This is a genomic window from Leclercia pneumoniae (assembly GCF_017348915.1).
Taxonomy (GTDB): domain Bacteria; phylum Pseudomonadota; class Gammaproteobacteria; order Enterobacterales; family Enterobacteriaceae; genus Enterobacter; species Enterobacter pneumoniae.
In genome coordinates this window covers 1,528,035-1,547,144 of sequence record NZ_CP071383.1, presented here as the reverse complement: position 1 = coordinate 1,547,144, position 19,110 = coordinate 1,528,035, and the positions used below count along the sequence as shown (strand labels likewise).

30 protein-coding genes and 1 tRNA gene are annotated in these 19,110 nt (G+C 50.2%); 15 read left to right on the top strand and 16 right to left on the bottom strand.

Annotated features, from left to right (window positions below; translation table 11 throughout):
* Window positions 1-234: 234 nt before the first annotated feature.
* The 10 genes from JZ655_RS07255 to JZ655_RS07210 all read right to left on the bottom strand — a co-directional run bounded on the left by JZ655_RS07255 (window position 235) and on the right by JZ655_RS07210 (window position 5,801).
* Window positions 235-1,382 (bottom strand): IS3 family transposase gene (locus JZ655_RS07255; protein WP_160435769.1). Its coding sequence is split into 2 segments (ribosomal slippage): window positions 235-1,145 and window positions 1,145-1,382, totalling 1,149 coding nucleotides; the frame shifts between segments, so codons are not numbered across the junction.
* Between the two features lie 68 nt (window positions 1,383-1,450).
* The gene (locus JZ655_RS07250) at window positions 1,451-1,807 is read right to left on the bottom strand and encodes an HNH endonuclease (protein ID WP_207293400.1); all 357 of its coding nucleotides are present in this window, start codon (window positions 1,805-1,807) and stop codon (window positions 1,451-1,453) included.
* Window positions 1,808-1,903: 96 nt separating this feature from the next.
* Entirely contained in the window at window positions 1,904-2,362 is a 459-nt protein-coding gene (locus tag JZ655_RS07245) for a hypothetical protein (RefSeq protein ID WP_207293399.1), read from the bottom strand.
* Between the two features lie 102 nt (window positions 2,363-2,464).
* On the bottom strand, window positions 2,465-2,686 hold the full coding sequence (locus JZ655_RS07240) for a hypothetical protein (protein WP_207293398.1): 222 nt from the start codon (window positions 2,684-2,686) through the stop codon (window positions 2,465-2,467).
* Window positions 2,687-2,845: 159 nt separating this feature from the next.
* Window positions 2,846-3,109, bottom strand: a complete 264-nt coding sequence (locus JZ655_RS07235) for a hypothetical protein (RefSeq protein ID WP_207293397.1) — start codon at window positions 3,107-3,109, stop codon at window positions 2,846-2,848.
* A 169-nt stretch (window positions 3,110-3,278) separates the two neighbouring features.
* Window positions 3,279-3,956 carry a Rha family transcriptional regulator gene (locus JZ655_RS07230; RefSeq protein WP_207293396.1) on the bottom strand — a complete coding sequence of 226 codons (678 nt, stop codon included), beginning with the start codon at window positions 3,954-3,956 and terminating at the stop codon, window positions 3,279-3,281.
* A gap of 254 nt (window positions 3,957-4,210) precedes the next feature.
* Complete coding sequence (locus JZ655_RS21605) at window positions 4,211-4,672, bottom strand: lysis protein (protein ID WP_425352470.1); 462 nt, start codon at window positions 4,670-4,672, stop codon at window positions 4,211-4,213.
* Window positions 4,673-4,683: 11 nt separating this feature from the next.
* Entirely contained in the window at window positions 4,684-5,124 is a 441-nt protein-coding gene (locus tag JZ655_RS07220) for a lysozyme (protein ID WP_207293394.1), read from the bottom strand.
* A gap of 3 nt (window positions 5,125-5,127) precedes the next feature.
* On the bottom strand, window positions 5,128-5,403 hold the full coding sequence (locus JZ655_RS07215) for a phage holin family protein (RefSeq protein ID WP_001514184.1): 276 nt from the start codon (window positions 5,401-5,403) through the stop codon (window positions 5,128-5,130).
* The gene (locus tag JZ655_RS07210; protein ID WP_001514183.1) at window positions 5,400-5,801 is read right to left on the bottom strand and encodes a putative holin; all 402 of its coding nucleotides are present in this window, start codon (window positions 5,799-5,801) and stop codon (window positions 5,400-5,402) included. Before JZ655_RS07210 ends, JZ655_RS07215 begins: the two co-directional genes overlap by 4 nt.
* A 282-nt stretch (window positions 5,802-6,083) precedes the next feature.
* Here JZ655_RS07210 and JZ655_RS07205 point away from each other — a divergent pair, with 282 nt between their 5' ends.
* Window positions 6,084-6,494 carry a hypothetical protein gene (locus JZ655_RS07205; protein ID WP_207293393.1) on the top strand — a complete coding sequence of 137 codons (411 nt, stop codon included), beginning with the start codon at window positions 6,084-6,086 and terminating at the stop codon, window positions 6,492-6,494.
* Window positions 6,495-6,496: 2 nt separating this feature from the next.
* Here JZ655_RS07205 and JZ655_RS07200 read toward each other — a convergent pair.
* The 6 genes from JZ655_RS07200 to JZ655_RS07175 all read right to left on the bottom strand — a co-directional run bounded on the left by JZ655_RS07200 (window position 6,497) and on the right by JZ655_RS07175 (window position 11,454).
* Window positions 6,497-6,572: transfer RNA gene (locus tag JZ655_RS07200), tRNA-Arg, on the bottom strand.
* Between the two features lie 614 nt (window positions 6,573-7,186).
* Window positions 7,187-7,969, bottom strand: coding sequence for an antitermination protein (locus JZ655_RS07195; RefSeq protein ID WP_207293392.1), 783 nt, complete (start codon window positions 7,967-7,969; stop codon window positions 7,187-7,189).
* Entirely contained in the window at window positions 7,966-8,937 is a 972-nt protein-coding gene (locus JZ655_RS07190) for a toprim domain-containing protein (protein ID WP_207293391.1), read from the bottom strand. The genes JZ655_RS07195 and JZ655_RS07190 overlap by 4 nt, the downstream gene beginning before the upstream one ends.
* On the bottom strand, window positions 8,934-10,544 hold the full coding sequence (locus tag JZ655_RS07185) for a DEAD/DEAH box helicase (RefSeq protein WP_207293390.1): 1,611 nt from the start codon (window positions 10,542-10,544) through the stop codon (window positions 8,934-8,936). The genes JZ655_RS07190 and JZ655_RS07185 overlap by 4 nt, the downstream gene beginning before the upstream one ends.
* Window positions 10,545-10,943: 399 nt before the next feature.
* Complete coding sequence (locus tag JZ655_RS07180; protein ID WP_207293389.1) at window positions 10,944-11,240, bottom strand: hypothetical protein; 297 nt, start codon at window positions 11,238-11,240, stop codon at window positions 10,944-10,946.
* Entirely contained in the window at window positions 11,224-11,454 is a 231-nt protein-coding gene (locus JZ655_RS07175; protein WP_207293388.1) for a helix-turn-helix domain-containing protein, read from the bottom strand. The genes JZ655_RS07180 and JZ655_RS07175 overlap by 17 nt, the downstream gene beginning before the upstream one ends.
* Window positions 11,455-11,573: 119 nt before the next feature.
* Between JZ655_RS07175 and JZ655_RS07170 the strand changes: the two genes are divergently transcribed.
* From JZ655_RS07170 to pncB, 14 genes are all read left to right on the top strand, one after another.
* Complete coding sequence (locus tag JZ655_RS07170) at window positions 11,574-12,263, top strand: XRE family transcriptional regulator (RefSeq protein WP_207293387.1); 690 nt, start codon at window positions 11,574-11,576, stop codon at window positions 12,261-12,263.
* Between the two features lie 182 nt (window positions 12,264-12,445).
* Window positions 12,446-12,766, top strand: coding sequence for a hypothetical protein (locus JZ655_RS07165; RefSeq protein WP_207293386.1), 321 nt, complete (start codon window positions 12,446-12,448; stop codon window positions 12,764-12,766).
* Complete coding sequence (locus JZ655_RS07160; RefSeq protein ID WP_207293385.1) at window positions 12,756-12,953, top strand: hypothetical protein; 198 nt, start codon at window positions 12,756-12,758, stop codon at window positions 12,951-12,953. Before JZ655_RS07165 ends, JZ655_RS07160 begins: the two co-directional genes overlap by 11 nt.
* Before the next feature lie 177 nt (window positions 12,954-13,130).
* Window positions 13,131-13,355 (top strand): hypothetical protein, encoded by a 225-nt coding sequence (locus JZ655_RS07155; protein ID WP_207293384.1) that lies wholly within the window; start codon window positions 13,131-13,133, stop codon window positions 13,353-13,355.
* Window positions 13,356-13,721, top strand: a complete 366-nt coding sequence (locus JZ655_RS07150; protein WP_207293383.1) for a hypothetical protein — start codon at window positions 13,356-13,358, stop codon at window positions 13,719-13,721.
* Entirely contained in the window at window positions 13,714-13,968 is a 255-nt protein-coding gene (locus tag JZ655_RS07145; RefSeq protein ID WP_207293382.1) for a hypothetical protein, read from the top strand. The genes JZ655_RS07150 and JZ655_RS07145 overlap by 8 nt, the downstream gene beginning before the upstream one ends.
* On the top strand, window positions 13,940-14,161 hold the full coding sequence (locus JZ655_RS21600) for a ParE family toxin-like protein (RefSeq protein WP_242637304.1): 222 nt from the start codon (window positions 13,940-13,942) through the stop codon (window positions 14,159-14,161). The genes JZ655_RS07145 and JZ655_RS21600 overlap by 29 nt, the downstream gene beginning before the upstream one ends.
* The gene (locus JZ655_RS07140; RefSeq protein ID WP_207293381.1) at window positions 14,158-14,565 is read left to right on the top strand and encodes a hypothetical protein; all 408 of its coding nucleotides are present in this window, start codon (window positions 14,158-14,160) and stop codon (window positions 14,563-14,565) included. Before JZ655_RS21600 ends, JZ655_RS07140 begins: the two co-directional genes overlap by 4 nt.
* The gene (locus tag JZ655_RS07135; RefSeq protein WP_207293380.1) at window positions 14,565-14,759 is read left to right on the top strand and encodes a hypothetical protein; all 195 of its coding nucleotides are present in this window, start codon (window positions 14,565-14,567) and stop codon (window positions 14,757-14,759) included. Before JZ655_RS07140 ends, JZ655_RS07135 begins: the two co-directional genes overlap by 1 nt.
* Window positions 14,756-15,583, top strand: a complete 828-nt coding sequence (locus JZ655_RS07130) for an SPFH domain-containing protein (RefSeq protein WP_207293379.1) — start codon at window positions 14,756-14,758, stop codon at window positions 15,581-15,583. Before JZ655_RS07135 ends, JZ655_RS07130 begins: the two co-directional genes overlap by 4 nt.
* Before the next feature lie 43 nt (window positions 15,584-15,626).
* Complete coding sequence (locus tag JZ655_RS07125) at window positions 15,627-15,998, top strand: hypothetical protein (RefSeq protein WP_207293378.1); 372 nt, start codon at window positions 15,627-15,629, stop codon at window positions 15,996-15,998.
* Complete coding sequence (locus JZ655_RS07120) at window positions 15,982-16,239, top strand: excisionase family protein (RefSeq protein WP_207293377.1); 258 nt, start codon at window positions 15,982-15,984, stop codon at window positions 16,237-16,239. The genes JZ655_RS07125 and JZ655_RS07120 overlap by 17 nt, the downstream gene beginning before the upstream one ends.
* 44 nt (window positions 16,240-16,283) lie before the next feature.
* On the top strand, window positions 16,284-17,576 hold the full coding sequence (locus tag JZ655_RS07115; RefSeq protein WP_207293376.1) for a tyrosine-type recombinase/integrase: 1,293 nt from the start codon (window positions 16,284-16,286) through the stop codon (window positions 17,574-17,576).
* A 194-nt stretch (window positions 17,577-17,770) separates the two neighbouring features.
* Entirely contained in the window at window positions 17,771-18,973 is a 1,203-nt protein-coding gene (gene pncB, locus JZ655_RS07110; RefSeq protein ID WP_207293375.1) for a nicotinate phosphoribosyltransferase, read from the top strand.
* The last annotated feature ends 137 nt before the right edge of the window (window positions 18,974-19,110 follow it).

Genomic DNA, 19,110 nt, shown 5'->3' with positions numbered 1-19,110 from the left:
ATCGTTGGTCGCTCATAGTCAAGAGTTCGGTTGATGAAGTACTTTACCCTGCCCAGCACTTCAGCCGCCTCATCTTTGATCGCTTCGCCGTCACTAGTGATCAAAGACCTTCCCTGTAACTTTGCGAACTGAGTTCTGTCATCGCAAAGTATTAGCAGAACCTCAACCCCAGATAATTTTTGTCACCAGTTCAATAACGGCTCCAGATTTACTCTTTGAATCGCCACAGATAATCTAGACACTTCCGAGCCGCTGATAATATTGTTTTTCGTATTCAGTTGGTGGCATATGATCACTCGAACCATGCCGACGCTTACTGTTATAAAACATTTCGATGTAATCAAAAATATCACCGCGAGCTTCTTCTCGCGTTCCGTAGATCTTTTTCTTTATCCGTTCACGTTTCAGTAGCTGGAAAAAACTTTCTGCGACTGCGTTGTCATGACAGTTACCGCGACGGCTCATACTGCCCTCCAGCCCGTGTGATTTCAGGAACGACTGCCACTCATAGCTTGTGTACTGACTGCCTTGATCAGAATGAACCAGCACCTGCTTTTGAGGATTACGTCGCCACACGGCCATCAGAAGTGCATTCAGGACAATATCCTTTGTCATCCGGGGCTGCATTGACCAGCCAATAACTTTGCGCGAGAACAGGTCAACAACCACAGCCAGATACAGCCAGCCTTCGTGAGTCCGGATGTAGGTGATGTCCGTTACCCAACGCTCATCCGGTGCTTCCGGGTTGAACTGCCGCTGGAGCCTGTTGGGCGTCACGATGCTGGTTTCACCCTTACGTGCCCGTGGGCTACGGTACCCGACCTGAGCCCTTATCCCGGCACGCTTCATCAGTCGCCAGACACGGTTAACTCCGCACTGTTGTCCGGTATCCCGCAGGTCGAGGTGGATCTTGCGATAACCATAAACGCAACCCGACTCCAGCCAGAACTGCTTTATCAGCCCCGTCAGCCTCAGGTCAGCATGATGCCGCCGTGAATCCGGCTGCTGAAGCCAGGCGTAAAAACCACTCGGATGCACATCCAGCACCCGACAAAGCAGTCGGACAGGCCAGCAATAGGTGTTGTCACGGATAAAGGCGTACCTCAGTCGGACAGCTTTGCGAAGTACGCCGCGGCTTTTTTTAATATGTCCCGTTCGTCGGTAACCCGCTTCAGCTCTTTCTGGAGGCGTCGGATCTCAGCCTGAGCGTCTGACTGGACTTTATTGGTTGAGGAATCCGGGCCATATGCCTTTATCCAGGCATAAAGACTGTGGGTGGTGATACCGAGACGTGTTGCCACGCTGGAAACAGAATGGCCGCGATCAACAACCTGTTTTACCGCTTCAATTTTAAACTCTTCGGGATAACGCTTACCGCTCATGGGCACCTCTCTTTAAGTCATCTTAAATGACTCTGAGGTGTCTGTTAAACCCGTGGCGATTCAATGAGTTAGTTCCGGTTTAAACGATCCCGCGAGGTTTTGGCCTTATGGCACTTGAAGCAGATCGCAACCAGGTTGCTGTCTTCGTCTGTGCCGCCGTGAGCTTTCGGAATAATGTGGTCGACCGTTTCCGCAGGGCGTGGCCTGCCATTGCGCAGGCACTGCTGGCAGATGTGTCGATCACGTTTAAGGATTCGGGCGCGGATGATGTCCCACTTACTGCCGTAGCCACGCTGGTGGCGGCTCAGGCCGCGCTGATGCTGCTGCCACCCTTCGTTACGGTGCGCCTCGCAGTAGCCGGAACGGTCTGTGGTGGTGCCCGAGCACCCTCGTTTACGGCAGGCGCGCGGGATAGCTGCTGGCATATTGTTGACTCCAATAAAAAAGCCACCAGCAGATGCCAGTGGCTTATCAAATTTAACGAGATGTGTCGTTCTTGGCGTGGCGGACCAGCAAACAAATTATTTACTCAAAGTATGAATCGCATCCTTAAGGTTCGAATCGATTTGATCCTTTGCTGAATTCACGCTGGTTTCAAACCATCTAATTCCATCGATACCAAACTCATGTCCGGGGCAAATGTCATTTAGCATGCTCGTTTTAACCTGCAGAGTATCTTTTCCATTCAATCCCTTGAGCATGCCATGCGCAAGTACAGGCGTAAGCTGCATTTCTTCCAGACTTAATCCGTATGAATTCATTACATGATCAGATAGAGCGGTCATTAGTCTGGGTGAGCTGACGCCTCGCTCCATAATCGCCGCAACGATAATGCTTGTGCAAACTATATGCAGCGTAGTCTCATCAAAGCGCTCTCCAGCCGTTAATTTACGGAAAGAGGTTCTCATAGCAGCCATCAAGTCTGTGACATGATTTTTAACTTTAACTGCAGCGGGACCACGTTTCAAAATTCCAATCACCGTTTTGCCTCATTAGCCGTTGAACTTGGCAACAGCTTATCAGGGATATCATCCGAGGATATTCTTTTCCTGTAAATGAGGAAGCGAACTGATTGCTTAACGTCAGCGCTTTTGGCCTTTAGCTTTGACCTCTTCTACTGACTTTTTAACGATGCCACATACTTCTTCAGCACCATCTGGACAGTAATGGTTGTACTTTCCGCCCTTACTCATTTCCCGACGCACATCATTCACAACCCCATCCAGGCTCAGACCTGAGTCCTCATTAAGAGACAGGACTACCAGTAACGCCTGCTTAAGGTATTCCTCTTTATCGCTTTGCATAATTCAGCCTCGCTCATAGTTGTAAGTCTTAAACGTAGACTAAATACCCCCAGCCATTTACTCCTAATGCAAACCTGCAGCTAGAGGCATTATCAATGTCCACCGGTAGATGAGCGTTGTAATGGCAATAATAAACCGCCCGTAGGCGGCGATTACTGTTCAAAGAGTTGAGTTCTTAGTTCTGAATATTGTGTTTGCTTCTTCACACTTTGATTGTAACTGCACTAGCCTTTCAGCTATGTCACTGCTTGGGCAGTTCGTTACTATGCAATACCCCTCAACCCACGCCTCATCACCACTTTTTGTGAACAGGCTTTCGAATATCTTTACCCAGTCACTGCTTGGTACACGCTCCAGCTCAAAGATCTTTAATGCACCACTCCCACGTTTTGTTCTGTGCTCATCAAATCCCAGGATTTTCATTCTTCATCTCATCATTGTTTACTGGGAAAATTTTTAGCACTTATCTGAGGTTTTTTCTAATTACCAAAACTTATAGGCATCACTGTTTTCCCATTATCAAGCCCACCAGCAGATGAGCTTTGTAATGGAAAGCCGTTGTGAAAGTGGCTCTCGAAGCTATTTTTGTAGCTTAGGCCGCCAGACGGTGCTGTTCTTCGATAAGTGGCTGTCGGTGATTGCGCTCGAACATACCGCGCAGCACCTCTTTCCTTTGCTCGAAGTCCCACCCCATGCTGATAAATACCGAGTTGGCGCGCTGTAGCTCGGTGATGCAGTGAATTTGTTCCGGCGTCAGGTAATCGCGGATCGGTTCTTTCTTCCCGATTTCGTGATGCACGCGGAACTTGGCTGAAGTCATGCCCAAAGCCAGCCTGTTAATCAGGTCAGCCTCGTTGGAGAAGTGATGCGGTGCGATCTGTTTACCCTGAGCCTCTCGCTCATGCTTGATGGCATCTGTCATCGGCTTGTACTCCAGGCGCGCCGAGTTACGATCCATCTTCTTCTTCGCCAGCGCGCTGCGCATCGTGAAGAATTCAGCCACCAGGCGTTTCTTGAATGCCCGGACAACTTCGTTGTTTCGCATGTAGGTAATCAGCAGCGTGGTTTGCTGCTCGTTAAGTACCGCGACACGAACCTTGGCATTGTTATAACCAGCTCGGATTTCAAATCCGACCTCACCAAACTCTTCAAGGTCACTTTTGTTACGGTCAACCAGCTTGATGATGGTGTCATGGTCTCGCCCAACACCTTCGGCGATGGCGGCAGTGTTTGTTACCAGGTCGAGCTTCTTGATTTCAACTAATTGCATGGCGATGTTCCTTTAGAAAGATGAGCCTGTTCGCACAGAAAAGCCGCCCCGAGATGGTCGCCACCATATACGGCAGTTCTCAGGCTCAGCTTTCTGAAAGACTCGGGTTGTCTATGCGCTGCGACGCGCAGTCTGGATAAATCCCCTCACCGATGACAGAAAATTCCCCAGCGGTAACAGGCATAAAAAGCCCCGCGTTGTAGCGAGGCTCATTTAATGGACTTTGTGATTTGCAAATTGCGGTCAAAACATTTTTATTTCAGGCACTGCGTGTTGATGTATTCCTGCAACACCTTCAGGGATTTTTGATCGCTGATGATTCCAGCCCTGATACCGAGAACGTTTCGTCCAGCAACGTCAGAGAGTTCGACGATGGCATCATGGCCCACGCCGGAGGTGCTGGCGGCTTCGGCTGAGGCTGGCACTGGACAGCGGCCTTTGACGAGCACCCGGCCACCATTATCAAGCTTGCGCTGCAGAGCATCATTTTCAGCTTTTGCATCGGCGAGTTCCTTCGTGTACTTGGCATCCAGTGCGGCCACATCGCGCTGGCGCACCTTAATGTCATCGATGGTATTTTTCGCAAGGCTGAGATTCTCAGTTGCCTTGTCGCGCTGGTCTTTATAGGTGATGGCGTTATCGCGGTAGTGGTTTACGAAGAACGCCAGCACACCGATTAATGCCACCACCAGCAACTGCAACCAGTAACGCTTCATCAGTGCGCCAATCACGGCAGGAACAGAGCGCGCTCCGCCTCACGCCGACGGGTCAGGCCGTTCAGGACTTTGCCACCAGCTTTATTCCAGCGCAGGAACTCATCGGCTGCGCCAGCGTAATCACCGGCGTTGAGTTTTCGCAGCAGGGTCGATGTCGACAGTGACCGGGCGCCGAGGTTGTAAGTGAACGACACCAGGGCGTCGAATTGCCCCTGAGACAGGCCGACTTTAACCAGGCGGGACACGTCACTCTCGTAGCTGACCAGTCCGGTCTTCAGCAGGCGCTCTGCCGTTTCCTGCTTAATCGTCATCCCGGCGCGGATTGGTTTTCCATCGACAGGCTGAGTCCAGCCATAGCCGATCGTCCAGACACCTACGCTGTCCTGGTAGGCGGTGAGTTTGCAGCCTTCGAACTCTTTGATCAGGGCAATGCCCTTTTCGCTGGTTTGCATGGACTACTCCGTTATAACGACCTTCGCCAGGTTACCGCGAGCCAGCCACACCGCCATGCAGATGACGGAGTTCAGCAGCAGATCGCCGAGATTAACCTGTACGTAATGGCCGAGAAGAATGTTGAAGGCGTTGAATCCGGCGGCAAGGATGACCAGGTAGGCCAGCACCGCGACACTAAGGCGATGACGCTTCCCTTCTTTCCGAAAAAACATCAGCCTGACCATGATTAACAGGCAAACTATGGCGTTTGCATCCATCAGAAGAAGTTGCCATGTCATTTATCTTCCTCCCCCAGCCCTGGCATCTTCCCGCTTTTTGATTTGCGGAGAATACGCAGCAGGACTGCCACGGAAATGGAAGCGGTAACGATAGCGCCGACAGCTGGGGATACCTCGATGCTGGCCGGTGGCTTCATCAGGCTTAATGGCGTGTTAATAATTCCGGCCATGATTTTCGCCATGGGAACGGAGAAGAACACGCCACTGATAAACGATATCAGCGCAAAGATAGCCTGCTTCCAGAGTTGATGGGGATCTGAGGTCAGAACGTATAACGCCGTTCCGGCGAGTGATCCGAGCATCACTGCTGGAGTCGCCTCCGGAAACAGCGTGGCAAAGGTTACACCGACTGATGACGATGTAAGACCAACGCCTACGATAGTGAAGGTCTCAGACATAATTATTCCGTGTGTATAGGGTCAGGCCCTCGGGCTGCATTTAACAACGAAGCCATCTGATGTTGATTCCCGGGACCTGAAATAGAAAAAGGCCGCCAGATGGCAGCCTGTAAGACGGGACTGGATAAATATCAGGATTCACCGCCCTGACCCGCCGATTTATCCTTCCTGCTCAGTCTCGTCCGCGCACAAAGCCGAAGATGTAACCCAGGCCAAAACAAGAAAACCCGAATCCCAGCACGGGTAGAACAGAATAAACATAATCAGGCATGGAAATACCTCATGGAAATTATCACGATAATTGGAGTGCTTCTTACCCTGGCCGGACTATTTGTTCCGTCACTAATTAGCAACCATTCTTCACGCAAAGCAGAGTTCAGAAAGCAATCTGCGCCAGTTCTGGAGAAGCTACTCAGCGAAATTCAGGCTATCCAGGGAGGCTCTTACCCGCACAAGCTCATTAGCTATACTGATTTTTACCAGTTGCTACCTTATGTTCCAGTCCGCAGAAGGAAGGCAATTAGAGATGCCTATGCCAGCTACCTGGAGGCGCATTCTGTCGCCGTTACGAAGCACTGGCATGACGTTCACCCATCCAGCGGGACGGTATTTTTCCCGGCCAGTTTTATTGTTACCAACCCAGCTGAGGTTCTTGAAAAAATGCAAAGGCTGAAGAAAGAATTGACCAGTTAAAATTCCGTCATCGAGGACTCGAGCCCCGAACCACAGAGGTAGAAGCTCTGTGCTCTCTCCAGTTGAGCTAATGGCGAAAAAAAGACCAGCATGGATCGCTGGTCAAGGGGTCATGCAGCTGTCTCTGCGTAGCGGGCGCGTCCCCGCCCAGTGTTTTGATGTATCGAGAGCATTATCAAATGCCATTTTAAATATAGCACCACTCTTATTGCCGTAAGTCCTCTCAGTGGATGAGGGGAAATAAAAAAGGCCGCCTAAAGGCAGCCTTAAAAATGATGGTATTGAAGTTGTGATGCCGGGTGCCTCCCGGTGATCCTGTGCTAGGCCACAAAATCGCGCTCAATAAACCCGACTGGTTTTGCCCAGACGCCCCACCGCTTAGGGGGATTCACCACCCGGGCACTCTACGTGGCTTACACCTTAAAAGATACATTCGTTCTGCAATTTATTTACTAGAAGCGCCGCTATAGCCTGCTAGGAGGCCTGGCCTGTCTGTATGGACGAACCTTCCACCATTCGGTTAGCAGCCGAACGCACAAGTGCTGTGCTTCTGACCCTGAAATAAAAAACCCGCGCTCAGGCGGGTTTGATGTCGTGTAGGCGTAATATCCCACGATGGAAAGCATACAGGACAGTTTTATGCAAAGTCAACCCTAACGAGCAAAAAAGTGTCGCCATTTGTTCCGATCATATTAATAAGTTGTTGCCTTCTCGAATTCTACAGCCGCGCTACGCTCACCCTTTCGCAGAGTGTCCACCAGCATTTCATAGAATGGTTTCCAGTTTCGTGACCATGAGGACTGATGGAGGTCGGAGAGCCGCGCGAGAATGGCACGGTGTACCGTCGCCGAGGAGATAGCAGAGAAGCCATTGCCAGAGCAGCGCTCACAGGTTTTAAAAACCGGCACGCCCCGCTCACTTGTGGCCTTGCGGTCCAACACTTCCCCTTTGCCGCCACACCTGCAACGGGCAAAGATAACTTTCTTTCCTTCGCATGACCCGCACACTCTTTTCACCAACTCTTTCTTAATTTTCGGTGCCAGCACTTCGGCGCCGTCTGCATCAAAAACCCCAGGATGCTTAACCACATCTTCATATCCGGAGATAAAGCCGGTACCACTGCAGGTGTGACATGTCACGCTGGTGGCCGCAGAACGGGAGTATTCTGCAAAGGCAAACTGCGCCAGCGTCAACATGCAGGCTCCAAGCGCATCACCAGCGGCTTTGCGGACATTTTTAGGAGCGTGTTTAATGGCAAACTGCGCCAGCGCCTGAACCGCGAGCTGTTCATCCGTTTTGCTGATCCCGGCCTTTCCGAAGAAAGCAGCCAGGCCGAAACGTGCGCGGCTGCTGGTGGTACCAATGGCCGCCATAACATCGGTGCCGGTGAGCCGATCCGGAGAGGTTCCTTTCACGTCGTCGCTGATGTGCATTCCCTGAGGGCTAAAATGCTTGAGTGATGCTTCCAGTTTCATGCGGCCACCTGCTGTTTTTTATTGAAAACCAGCTCACGAACCTGATCACCGTTCATGAGCATATTGTTGAAATCATCGTGATCGGGCCAATAGACACTCACACGCTGCAGGTCATTCTTTGCCAGCAGGTTGTGGTGTGCACATTCGTAGGCAGCTGCCAGCCCGGTGGCGCTGTTCGGGTCACGGTCAGCGAAAATAATCAGATGCTTAACGCCTGCCGGGACCCGGAATTTCTTCATAAATCCGCTGGTCATGGTTGCCCATGTATTCACGCCGTACAGCTGGTGCGCTGACAGGGCTGTTTCGATGCCTTCGGCTATGCCCAGGGTGCTGGCAACAGGAAACATACGGATCGCCACTGAACGAGCGTGATCCAGGTAATTGTCCTCTTGCAGGGATTTCTGACGCTTTGCGCTGGTACCGATATCGGCCTTTTTTGAGCCGTCCAGAAGCGTCTGATGCAGATAGCAAAGTTCACCTTTATCATCAGTGGCCAGAGAGTAGAGGGACTGGAATACCCGGCCATCGTGACGCTGCTTATCATTAAAACGGATAGCTTCTGCCGGGAGCTTATAGATACCACGCGCATTGAGGTAATCGGCACCAGTGGTCCCATGCAGCGGTGCCAGTTTGGAAAATTTACTGAGCACCCTTTTACGCAAGCTACTCGCGCTGGTGGTAACCGGTATTTTCAAGCGAGTGAAGGTGTTACCAATCAACTCATCAATTTCCCGGCAAATTTCATTGAAGGGTTTGCCCTGGGTTTGCGTAACCAGTTTCATTCCATCGCCGCTGCCACAAGTGCAGATCCAGGTACCAGCACCGTCGCGGTCATCAATACGGAATTTACCAATCGAATCACACAGTGGGCATTTCCCTTTGAAATGGTTTTTCCCGGTGATAGGCGGCAGACCGTAATGTTCAAGAATCATGGCCCACTGGCCTTTTGCTGCTTCTGCCGTTTTCATGCTCTTTTCCCTAATTGCTGCCTGATTTCGTTAATAGTTTTCTGTGCCTGGCGAAGGCGCGAAGTGGCTGGCTCTGTTTCAACCTCCTGCTGGCGCTTAGCCTTCCCTTTTGCGAACGCAATCTTTTTGTGTTTGATGAAGTTCGAAACCGTGGGGGTAAGATCCATCGGATAGTCGCTCATGCCGCGTGGCCACTCCCCGAAACGTTCATGGAATGTGTGCTTACACCAGCCGTCGCTTACCGGTGTTTTGCCCAGGGATTCGCGTTGCTTCTGGTAGAACTTGATTTGGCTCCACCAGGCTTGTTTCTCGGCCTTTGTGGGCTGTGGCTGTTCGTTGCCAAGCTTTTTGAGTTTGCGTCCGGTATCAGTGTCGATGTCCTCGCCTGCCAGAGGCTTGTGTCCACACTTCGGGCAGACATAGACGCCTGCAGGTTTCATGAAGTGGCACTGTGAGCATTCATGAGGCAACTTCTCTGCTCGTTCCTCAGCTGCGCGGCGTGCGCTCTCCTCCATACCGTCTGATTTCCCCGGAAGATCGTCATATTCGATAGAGTCTGGATAACCCAGGCGGTGAACGGTGCCGCTGTGATCGAAGATGAGGCAGGATTCTTTACCCGGGGCAGTGCGCAGGCCACGACCGAGAGCCTGAAGCCAGCGAATTTCGCTCTTTGTAGGCCTGGCGTAAATGATGCAGCGAACATCACTATCGAAGCCGGCCACCAGAACGCCCACGCTAACGATGATTTTCGTGGCGCCGGTTTCAAACCGGTGAATGATTGTCTGGCGCTCATCCACTGGCGTGTCAGCGGTCATCACCTCAGCATTAACGCCAGACTGGTTAAACTGGATGGTCAGATAATTGGCGTGGGCTACGTTGACGCAGAATGCGATCGTCGGAAGGTCGCGGCCGTTCTCCAGCCAGTTTTGGACGATATCCCCCACCAGCGTAGAGCCGCACATGATTTCAGCCAGTTGGGCCTCGTTATAGTCTTTACCGTATTCGAGAGACTCCGAGGTTTTCACCCCTTTAAGATCCGGCTTCGTTGGCGCATAAAACTCGTAGTTACTCAGGTCGCCACGCTGGATGAGCTCACCGATGGTCGTCGGTTTAATCAGCCGGTCATAGTATTTGCCCAGGAACGGGGAAAACGGCGTACCAGACAGACCTATCACTTTCACGCCGTTCGCTCGCAGGCGCTCAATATCCTGCAGGATGCGTTTTTTACGCAGATGCGCTTCATCGATGATCAGTAGGTCGATGTTGTCAGGGAAAACACGACGAATAAGCGTATCGGCGCTGGCAATCTGGATTTTCAGTGACGGATCGTAGTTTGGATGGTCAGCCCAGATGTACCCGATTTCTTCACCCGGCAATCCATATTCAACGAAGCGGTTTGCTGTCTGACCAATCAGGATTGTGTACGGTGCGCAGAACAAAACACGCATGCCACGGCTAACGAACCCGGCAGCGATGAAGGCAGCCAGTCCCGTCTTGCCACTACCGGTAGGCGCATACACCATGAAGGTGTCGTTTGCCTTCCAGTCACGGCGCAGCATATTAAGCGCTCGTTCCTGTGCAAAATTCGGTGTGATCGTCAGCTGCATTGTGCTGCCCCCGCGGTGATGAGATAATAATTCTGTGATGTGGTTTTCATGGATTCCCCTCACATGGCTGGTGGCCTCCCCAAAGGCTGCCAGCCTCCTTTCTGAACCAGCTCCCCCGAAATTCACTTTTCCAGGAAGAACCTTCCTCGTTTCTCTGCGCCTTCAGATCTCGTACTACTTTGCTGATACGGGCGCTTTTTTGGTTCAGCCCTTAAGACTGAGATCTACCTAACCTATGAATCTTCCCTGTTGGAAAAGGCCCTATTCCTACCCCTACACCCAATCCCCCCTTACCCCCCTTTCCCTCTTCCCCATAAAAACGTACTACTTTCCTAGTACATATGGAGCTGAGAGTAAGGTGGTTGCCAAACTGACCAGGCACCTTTAAGCCCGAAACTATCAGGAGCGTGGTTGCGTTCCTGCCAGGGGTGGTTCAGCGGTGTACCCCTGCAAAGCTCTACTGTGTTTCTTCACGAACAGCCGAAGCCGCGTATTTGCTTCATGCCTTGCCCGATTCTCCTTGCGGTATGAAACGGGCTCGGCTTCAAACGTTTCCTGATATACAGCCGCATAACGCTGAATTGCTTTTTGTCGTGCGGATGGTGCCAGGGTTAATAGCTGCTGCTTAATCCATTCCGAATCTGCCTGGCTATGGTTGTCAGGCATAACAAGCTGCTCATTACGGTTGATATCCATCAGAGCTAAACCTTTCGGGATAAAGGATCTGTATTTCTGTCAATTCTGTGTCGAACAATTTGGCCAGCTTCTCAGCAACTTCTGGAGAAGGCCTCTGTATACCTCGCTCCATTCGACTAAGATTACCGGGGTCGCACTTAATGGATGATGCAACCTCCTGAATGGTCATCTTTGCTTTGAGGCGAGCTTTGCGTAGCGGTGTGAACATGCGCATAACTCCATATGTGTTTTAGACATATTATGCGTGATAAACATATTATGCAAGTCGAGTTGTGTGAGCTGCAAAATTATGTATAAAATACAAATTAAATAACATTTGGCGGGGGTGCTTCGATGAATGTAGGGCAACGGATTAGAGAGCTGCGAAAAGCAAAGAAAATGACTATAAATCAGCTGGCGTCCCTGACGGATTGGGATGTGGGCAACATTTCACGGCTCGAAAGAGGTATGCAGGGCTACAGTGAAGCCAGCCTCAAAAAAATTGCCGAGGCTTTAGAAGTTCCACTCTCTGAACTATTCTCTTTCCAAGATAAAAAAGACACTGTAGATACATACAGTGTCAATTCACTTTCACAGGAAAGGAGAAGGGACGTGTATCGAGTTGATGTGATGGACGTTTCTGCAAGTGCAGGCAATGGCAACTCTAACCGTGACTTCATCGAAGTTATTAGTTCGATAGAGTACGTTACCGAAGAGGCGAGAAATCTCTTTGGCCACCGCCCCGCGAATCAGGTCAAGCTCATTAACGTTCGCGGCGATAGCATGCAAGGCACGATCGAACCTGGTGATCTCATTTTTGTTGACGTTGGTGTAAACCATTTCGATGGTGACGGCATTTATGTTTTTGATTTTAGCGGCGATCTTTTTGTTAAGCGCCTTCAGAAAATCAAGACTCAGCTTCATGTGCTTTCAGACAACCCACTGTATAGAGAATGGCAGATCACTGATGCAGAGATGGACATGCTTCACGTATGCGGAAAGGTGCTTCTAAGCCAATCACAACAATTCAGGCGCCACGCATAACCCTACTCCCCACACATACAAAAGAGCCTAATGGCTCTTTTTTTTTGCTTAAGAAACATATCTTTTAAAGCCACGAAAACAATTGGTTAGACCCACAATATGTTTTCCACGCATAAATATGTTTGACAGACAATTTTGGTGATCGTATGCTTATTTCATCGGCAAACAATGGAGCCATTAAAATGACAGCTAAAACGACCACCAATAAATTCTATCAGTTAGTAGATATCAAAGATTTCCGAAGTGAAGCTAATTGTTCTGATATTGGATATGCTGATCTCGCCTCTGATTGCGATACCAAAACTATCAGTTTGCTGGATGCCATTAATCACATCAGCTTAAATATTTTCTCTTTAACTGAGGATGATGAAACTGATAAAGAAAAAATCAGCAATCTTTCCACTATTATTTCATCTCTCGCTGAATTGGCGATTGCTACAAATAAAATCTCTCAAACCGCTGCTTATCTTTCTGGCGTAAAGGACGGAAATCATGGCGCATGAAATTACTTTAGAGCAAGCAGCTGAACGCGCACATCAAGCAGAAGTAATTTGTCGCATGCTGGAGTCGCACCCCGACAAAATGGATGATTCAGAATATCATGCCATGGCATCGCTTCTCGCCAAGCTTACCGGGGATGTTTGCGCATGGCTCATAGAGGAGCGGTCTCTTAAAGCCAAAAGCAAATAATCAACATTTAAATTAATTTGGACTTAATGCAGCTTAAACGCTGGGGACTTTTACATCCTTAATTCGGGTATCTATCGTGGTGAATATAAAAGCTTATAAAACAGCGCAATTAATGTGTCGCGCCGGTTATTGGCATATCGCCAATATCTTCCTAAAAAAAGCATACGGGAGATAACTATGTCTATTAAAGAAAGGCAGGATATTCAGGAAGTGAATATCAAGGCAGAGCAGCTTAATTTCCTCCTACAAACTATGCACGCCCATCATAAGGATTTTGATTGCTTCCAGATGAATGCTCTTTTGGGAATGGCTTATGACCTTGCTGGAGGCATTTATTCCTGGACAGAAGAAGAGGAAAAGATAGTTCTGGCGAATGAAGATGAGCAGAGAAGGAATATTTAGATGAGCTTTCTAATCGAGACATATCGACGCCGCATTTATAAAGCAGCGCTACTTCGCCACCAGCGTAAAACAGGCAGTAACTGCCTTGTTATTAAGCTCAATAAAGGCGGCATAAACACTGTCGAATTAACAGAGATTCTTCTCGATGGATTATTAAGAAAATTCGAAAGGCTCGCGATAAGCGAGTACGGAAGTGTCGAGGCCGTAAAAGCCATCAGAGGAATTTACAGCAACGCAGTTGATGTGAATGGCAGCGGTGAATTTCTCACGGATAGCGGGAAGGAGTTAATCGACGAGCTCATTTCTGAGCTGGTCGAGTTCGTCAAAAAACAGAAACCCGTTAATGCGGAGGCCGGCAATGATTAACCACCAAACAATGCTCTATCAGGGCGTGCAGGTTCCTGTCCCTGTGTTGAGCGTGGATCTGCATGTTCTGCCTGATTTCAGCGGCCGCATCGTTCTCTACATAGAGAACGGCCAGGTGAAATGTGATCGCCGGTTGTCCCCAGACGAACATATTTGCGCTTTGGACACGTTTATTGAAATGGCTCGCGATATGGAGCTGCGGATTGCGGAGGTGAAAAGTGGCGCTGACAGCAATTCGAATTCCTGAGTGGGTTCATCTTAAAGCGGCGCATGTCCTGCGCCAGTTCAGAGCCCGGCGAATTCATCCCTCCCGCATGCACGGATCAGGGAACCTGAGTTTGAAGGTAAACCACCGCTGGAGGCTACTTTCCCGCGACGGCGGTAAGAACTGGGAAGTAATGAGCCATGAACGTTACAGCAAAGTTAAGGACCGGAAATGAACGATAAACGCATCACCACCAGCTCAATCGACAGCGCCTTTGCCAAAGAACTGCAGCCTGTTTACGTCGTATCAAGGCACGGATACTCGCGCCGTTTCCTGAGCAGGAGCGCGGCGATCAGCAACCTTGCTCACTACATGGTAACCAAAACTTTTCATCGTGCCGGATTGAACACCAACGAGCCAGACGAGCCAGTTTTCAACAATGGTGTGCTCATCAGACGCATGGGCCAGCACACACAGCAATATCTTTTTGCGCACAACCGCTGCATGCGTCGCGTTCGCCGAATCCTGGAGCGTAAACGCGAAGCACAGAAGTGGCTGGCGAAGTGGGATTCCATGCACGACCGCTTCGTGAAAGAGCAGGAAGAGCTGCAGGCCAGTAAACCAGAGGGAGTGCGCTGATGATTGCTTACTTACGCGTCGTTCTATCGCTGGTAATTGTCGCCAGCGTTTATGGGCTGTTTGTTCCGTTCCTAATTTCGATGAAGGACACAACAGCTGTGGTATCCGGTTTTGCCCTGGCGATCCTGACCCCGCCGTGCATCTACGCCATCTGTAAGGGTCTTGTTGTTACCGTAACTAAGGAAAAGAAATGAAAAAAGCAATTATGGCTTCAATTATCGCGCTTTCGGCCATCGGCCTTGTTGGTTGTGATCGCGTTGAGCCTGGCAACGTTGGGATTAAGGTCAACAAGTTGGGTGACGATAAAGGTGTTGGCGAAGTTGTCGGCGTTGGCCGCTACTGGACCGGCTGGAACACGGAGGTTTACATCTTCCCCACCTTCAAGCAGATGAAGACGTATGAAGACGCTTTCAACTTTCAGATGAGCGACGGTACCACCATTGGCTACCACATCGGTGTTGCGTACAAGGTCGATCCGACCAAAGTCACAACCGTTTTTCAGACCTACCGTAAGGGCGTCGACGACATCACCGATACAGACCTGCGTCAGAAAATTGCGGACTCTCTTAACCGACTGTCCAGCCGTATGAGCACAGACCGCTTCATCGATGGCGGTAAGGCCGACCTGCTGACCAACTCGCTCAAAGAGATCCAGGAGGAAATGGGGCCTGTAGGTATTCAGGTTGTGAGCCTGTCTTACGTTGGCAAACCTGAGTACCCGCCCACCGTGATCGACAGTATCAACGCCAAAGTGACAGCCAACCAGAAAACGCTGCAGCGCGAGCAGGAAGTAAAGCAGCGTGAAGCAGAGGCAAACATGCTTCGTGCCGAGGCTGATGGCCAGGCAGACGCAAAGTTGAAGTTGGCAGAGGCAGAAGCAAAATCCATCCGCATCCGAGGTGATGCGCTTCGCCAGAACCCGGAGGTAATGCAACTTGAAGCTATCAATAAATGGAATGGCACTCTTCCCCAGTACATGACCAGCGGTGCCGGCACTCCATTTATTCAGGTTAAGTGATTGATCAGCCCGGTGTGATGCCGGGCTTGCAGAGGGGCTATTAATGAAAAAGATTCTTATCGAGACAGACAATCTGAACACCATCAGCGACTGTCTTCAGCAGCTTGTTAACGCCGAGGAATCTCAGCTTAGTATCGAAGAACAACTTGCAAAATCTAACTGCAGCAGTGACTGGAGCGCATGGCGCAAAAAGGCTGAGATCGCGCTTCGCGTGATTAAAGGAAAGCGCCGTATTATTACTGCCCGTCTGGCGGTTCTGCGTCATGAGGAGAAAGAACGCAACCTGCAGCTGCACCAGCAGCACAATGATTTTCTGGTCGAGGCTCTACGGGAAATCGTAACGCCGTCATCTTTTGCGCGTTGCGTGCTTCAGGCTAAAGAGAAACTGGAGGGGATCCATGCACACCAATGCTGAAATCGTTCTTTTGGTGCCTAATGACTGGGTTAGCGAAAAGGTTCTGATTGCGGTTACCGGGCTTAAGCCCGGTACCATCACCCGGGCAAGAAAAGAAGCATGGATGCTTGGCCGCGAGTACCTGCACATTTCGCCAGACGGAAATCCAAAGCCATCAAGTGAGTGCATGTACAACCGTAAGGCGATCGACCTCTGGATCGAAGCGCAGAAAAAGAATCAACCGGGTGCTCAGAAAGCATGAAAAGAAGTACACTCTTCGATGCTCCTGGACGTCAGGAGGGATCAATGTCAGCTACATCATACCCAACGGGCGTCGAAAACCATGGCGGTTCACTCCGCATATGGTTTCAGTATAAAGGCAAGAGAGTCAGGGAAAACCTCGGTGTTCCCGACACTGCCAAGAATCGCAAAATTGCCGGGGAGTTGCGCTCCTCGGTCTGCTTCGCGATTCGAATGGGGAACTTCAATTATGCTGAAAAGTTCCCGAACTCGCCGAACCTTAGCCGGTTTGGTGAGGATTCGAAAGAAATCACTGTAAAAGAGCTTACCGCGAGGTGGGAAGAGCTGAAGCGTATGGAAGTCAGTTCAAACACCATGAACAGGTATGAATCGATTATCAAGAATATGTTGCCACGTATTGGCGAGAGAAAACTTGTATCGGCAGTGACGACTGAGGATTTGCTTTACGTAAGGAAGGAGTTGCTGACGGGTTATCATGTAATGAAGAAGAATCACCGGACTGCTCTACAAGGAAGAAAGTCATCCACGGTAAACAATTACATGACCTTAATGGCCGAGATTTTTCAGTTTGGTGCTGATAACGGCTATACCAAAGAGAACCCGTTTAGCGGAATTAACCGTCTCAAAAAGGCAAAGGGTGAACCTGATCCACTCAGTACCGACGAGTTTATTCGGTTCATCGAAGCCTGCCGGCATCTGCAAATGAGAAATTTGTGGTCGCTGGCGGTTTATACCGGGATGAGACACGGGGAATTGTGCGGCCTGGCATGGGAAGATATAGATCTGAAGGCTGGTACGTTGACGGTAAGACGCAACCACACTCAAACTGATGAGTTCACCCTGCCAAAAACCGAGGCAGGCACTGACAGGGTGATTTTTCTCATTCAACCAGCTATCGATGCCCTGAAAAGTCAGGCCCAGCTGACGCGGCTTGGAAAGCAGTATGAAATTGAGGTGCAGTTACGGGAGTATGGCCAGTCAGTCACCCACCCGTGCACGTTCGTTTTCAGTCCGCAATGTACCAAGCGTGGCGCCAGAACAGGATACCATTACCCGGTTAATTCCATTAATAAAATTTGGGCGGCAGTTATTAAGCGAGCGGGGATACGATACCGCAATGCCTACCAGTCAAGACACACGTACGCATGTTGGTCGTTGTCTGCCGGGGCGAACCCAAACTTTATAGCAACACAGATGGGACATGCTGACGCGCAGATGGTCTACAAGGTATACGGGAAGTGGATGTCAGAGAAGAACGCCGAGCAAGTGTCGATTCTCAACCAGGCTCTTTCGCGTTTTGCCCCATCACTGCCCCATCAGCTGTCTGAAGTGGTTTAAAAATCATATTTTACATGCAGTTAGTACCATATCTGCTACATTTGTATAACACGGGGCACGAAATGCCCTCGACCCTAAATCCAGCTTATGGTGTGATCGGGGTTCAATAAATCGCTAAACAAGGTATACTCCAGCGGTTTCAATAGTTGTTTATTGTACTAAACGCTCCCGTGAGAGGATGCTACTGCGCACCTATGACTCAATTCGCTTCTCCTGTTCTGCATACGTTGCTGGATACCGATGCGTATAAATTGCATATGCAGCAAGCCGTTTTTCACCATTACTACGATGTACAGGTAGCGGCGGAGTTTCGCTGCCGTGGTGACGACCTGCTCGGCATCTATGCTGAAGCTATCCGCGAACAGGTCGATGCTATGCAGCATCTGACGCTGCGGGACGACGAATATCAGTGGCTCTCGGCCCTGCCTTTCTTTAAAGAAGACTATCTCAACTTCCTGCGTGATTTCCGCTATAACCCGGAACAGGTCACTATCTCCAACGAAAACGGTAAGCTCAATATCCGCCTTGCCGGGCCGTGGCGGGAAGTGATTATGTGGGAAGTCCCGCTGCTCGCGGTCATCAGCGAACTGGTACACCGTTACCGCACGCCTGATGCCGGCGTCGATCAGGCCCTGATGATGCTGGAAGAGAAACTTGTCGACTTCTCTCGTCTGACGGAATCGCTGGATATGTCTCGCTTCCGCTTAATGGATTTTGGCACGCGTCGTCGTTTCTCTCGCGATGTGCAGCAGGCTATTGCGCAACGGCTTCAGCAAGAGCCGTGGTTTGTCGGCACCAGTAACTATGACCTGGCGCGTCGCCTCTCCCTGACGCCGATGGGCACCCAGGCGCATGAATGGTTCCAGGCACATCAGCAGATTAGCCCCGACCTCGCCACCAGCCAGCGTGCAGCGCTTGCCGCCTGGCTGGAAGAGTATCCCAATCAGCTGGGTATTGCCCTTACCGACTGTATAACCATGGATGCCTTCCTGCGCGATTTCGGGCCAGAATTTGCCGAGCGCTATCAAGGTTTGCGGCATGATTCCGGGGATCCGGTTGAATGGGGTGAGAAAGCCATCGCCCATTATCAAAAGCTGGGTATCGACCCGCTCACTAAAGTGCTGGTCTTCTCGGATAACCTGGACCTGACCAAAGCCGTCGATCTCTATCGCCATTTCTCATCAAGAGTGAATTTAAGCTTCGGCATTGGCACCCGCCTGACCTGCGACATCCCCCAGGTGAAACCGCTAAATATTGTCATTAAACTGGTAGAATGTAATGGCAAACCGGTGGCTAAACTTTCGGATAGCCCGGGCAAATCTATTTGCCATGACAAAGCATTTGTACGCGCTTTGCGCAAAGCCTTCGACCTGCCCCAGGTTAAAAAAGCCAGCTGACGTTTTCAGGGAGCCTTGTGGGCTCCCTTCTCTCATTTATTTCTTATTTCTTCTCTTTTGACTGCGAAATCTGCTTGTCTGATGGCAGATGCCAGGTAACATAGATATCCCCCCATCGTGGGCGGACAAGTATTTAT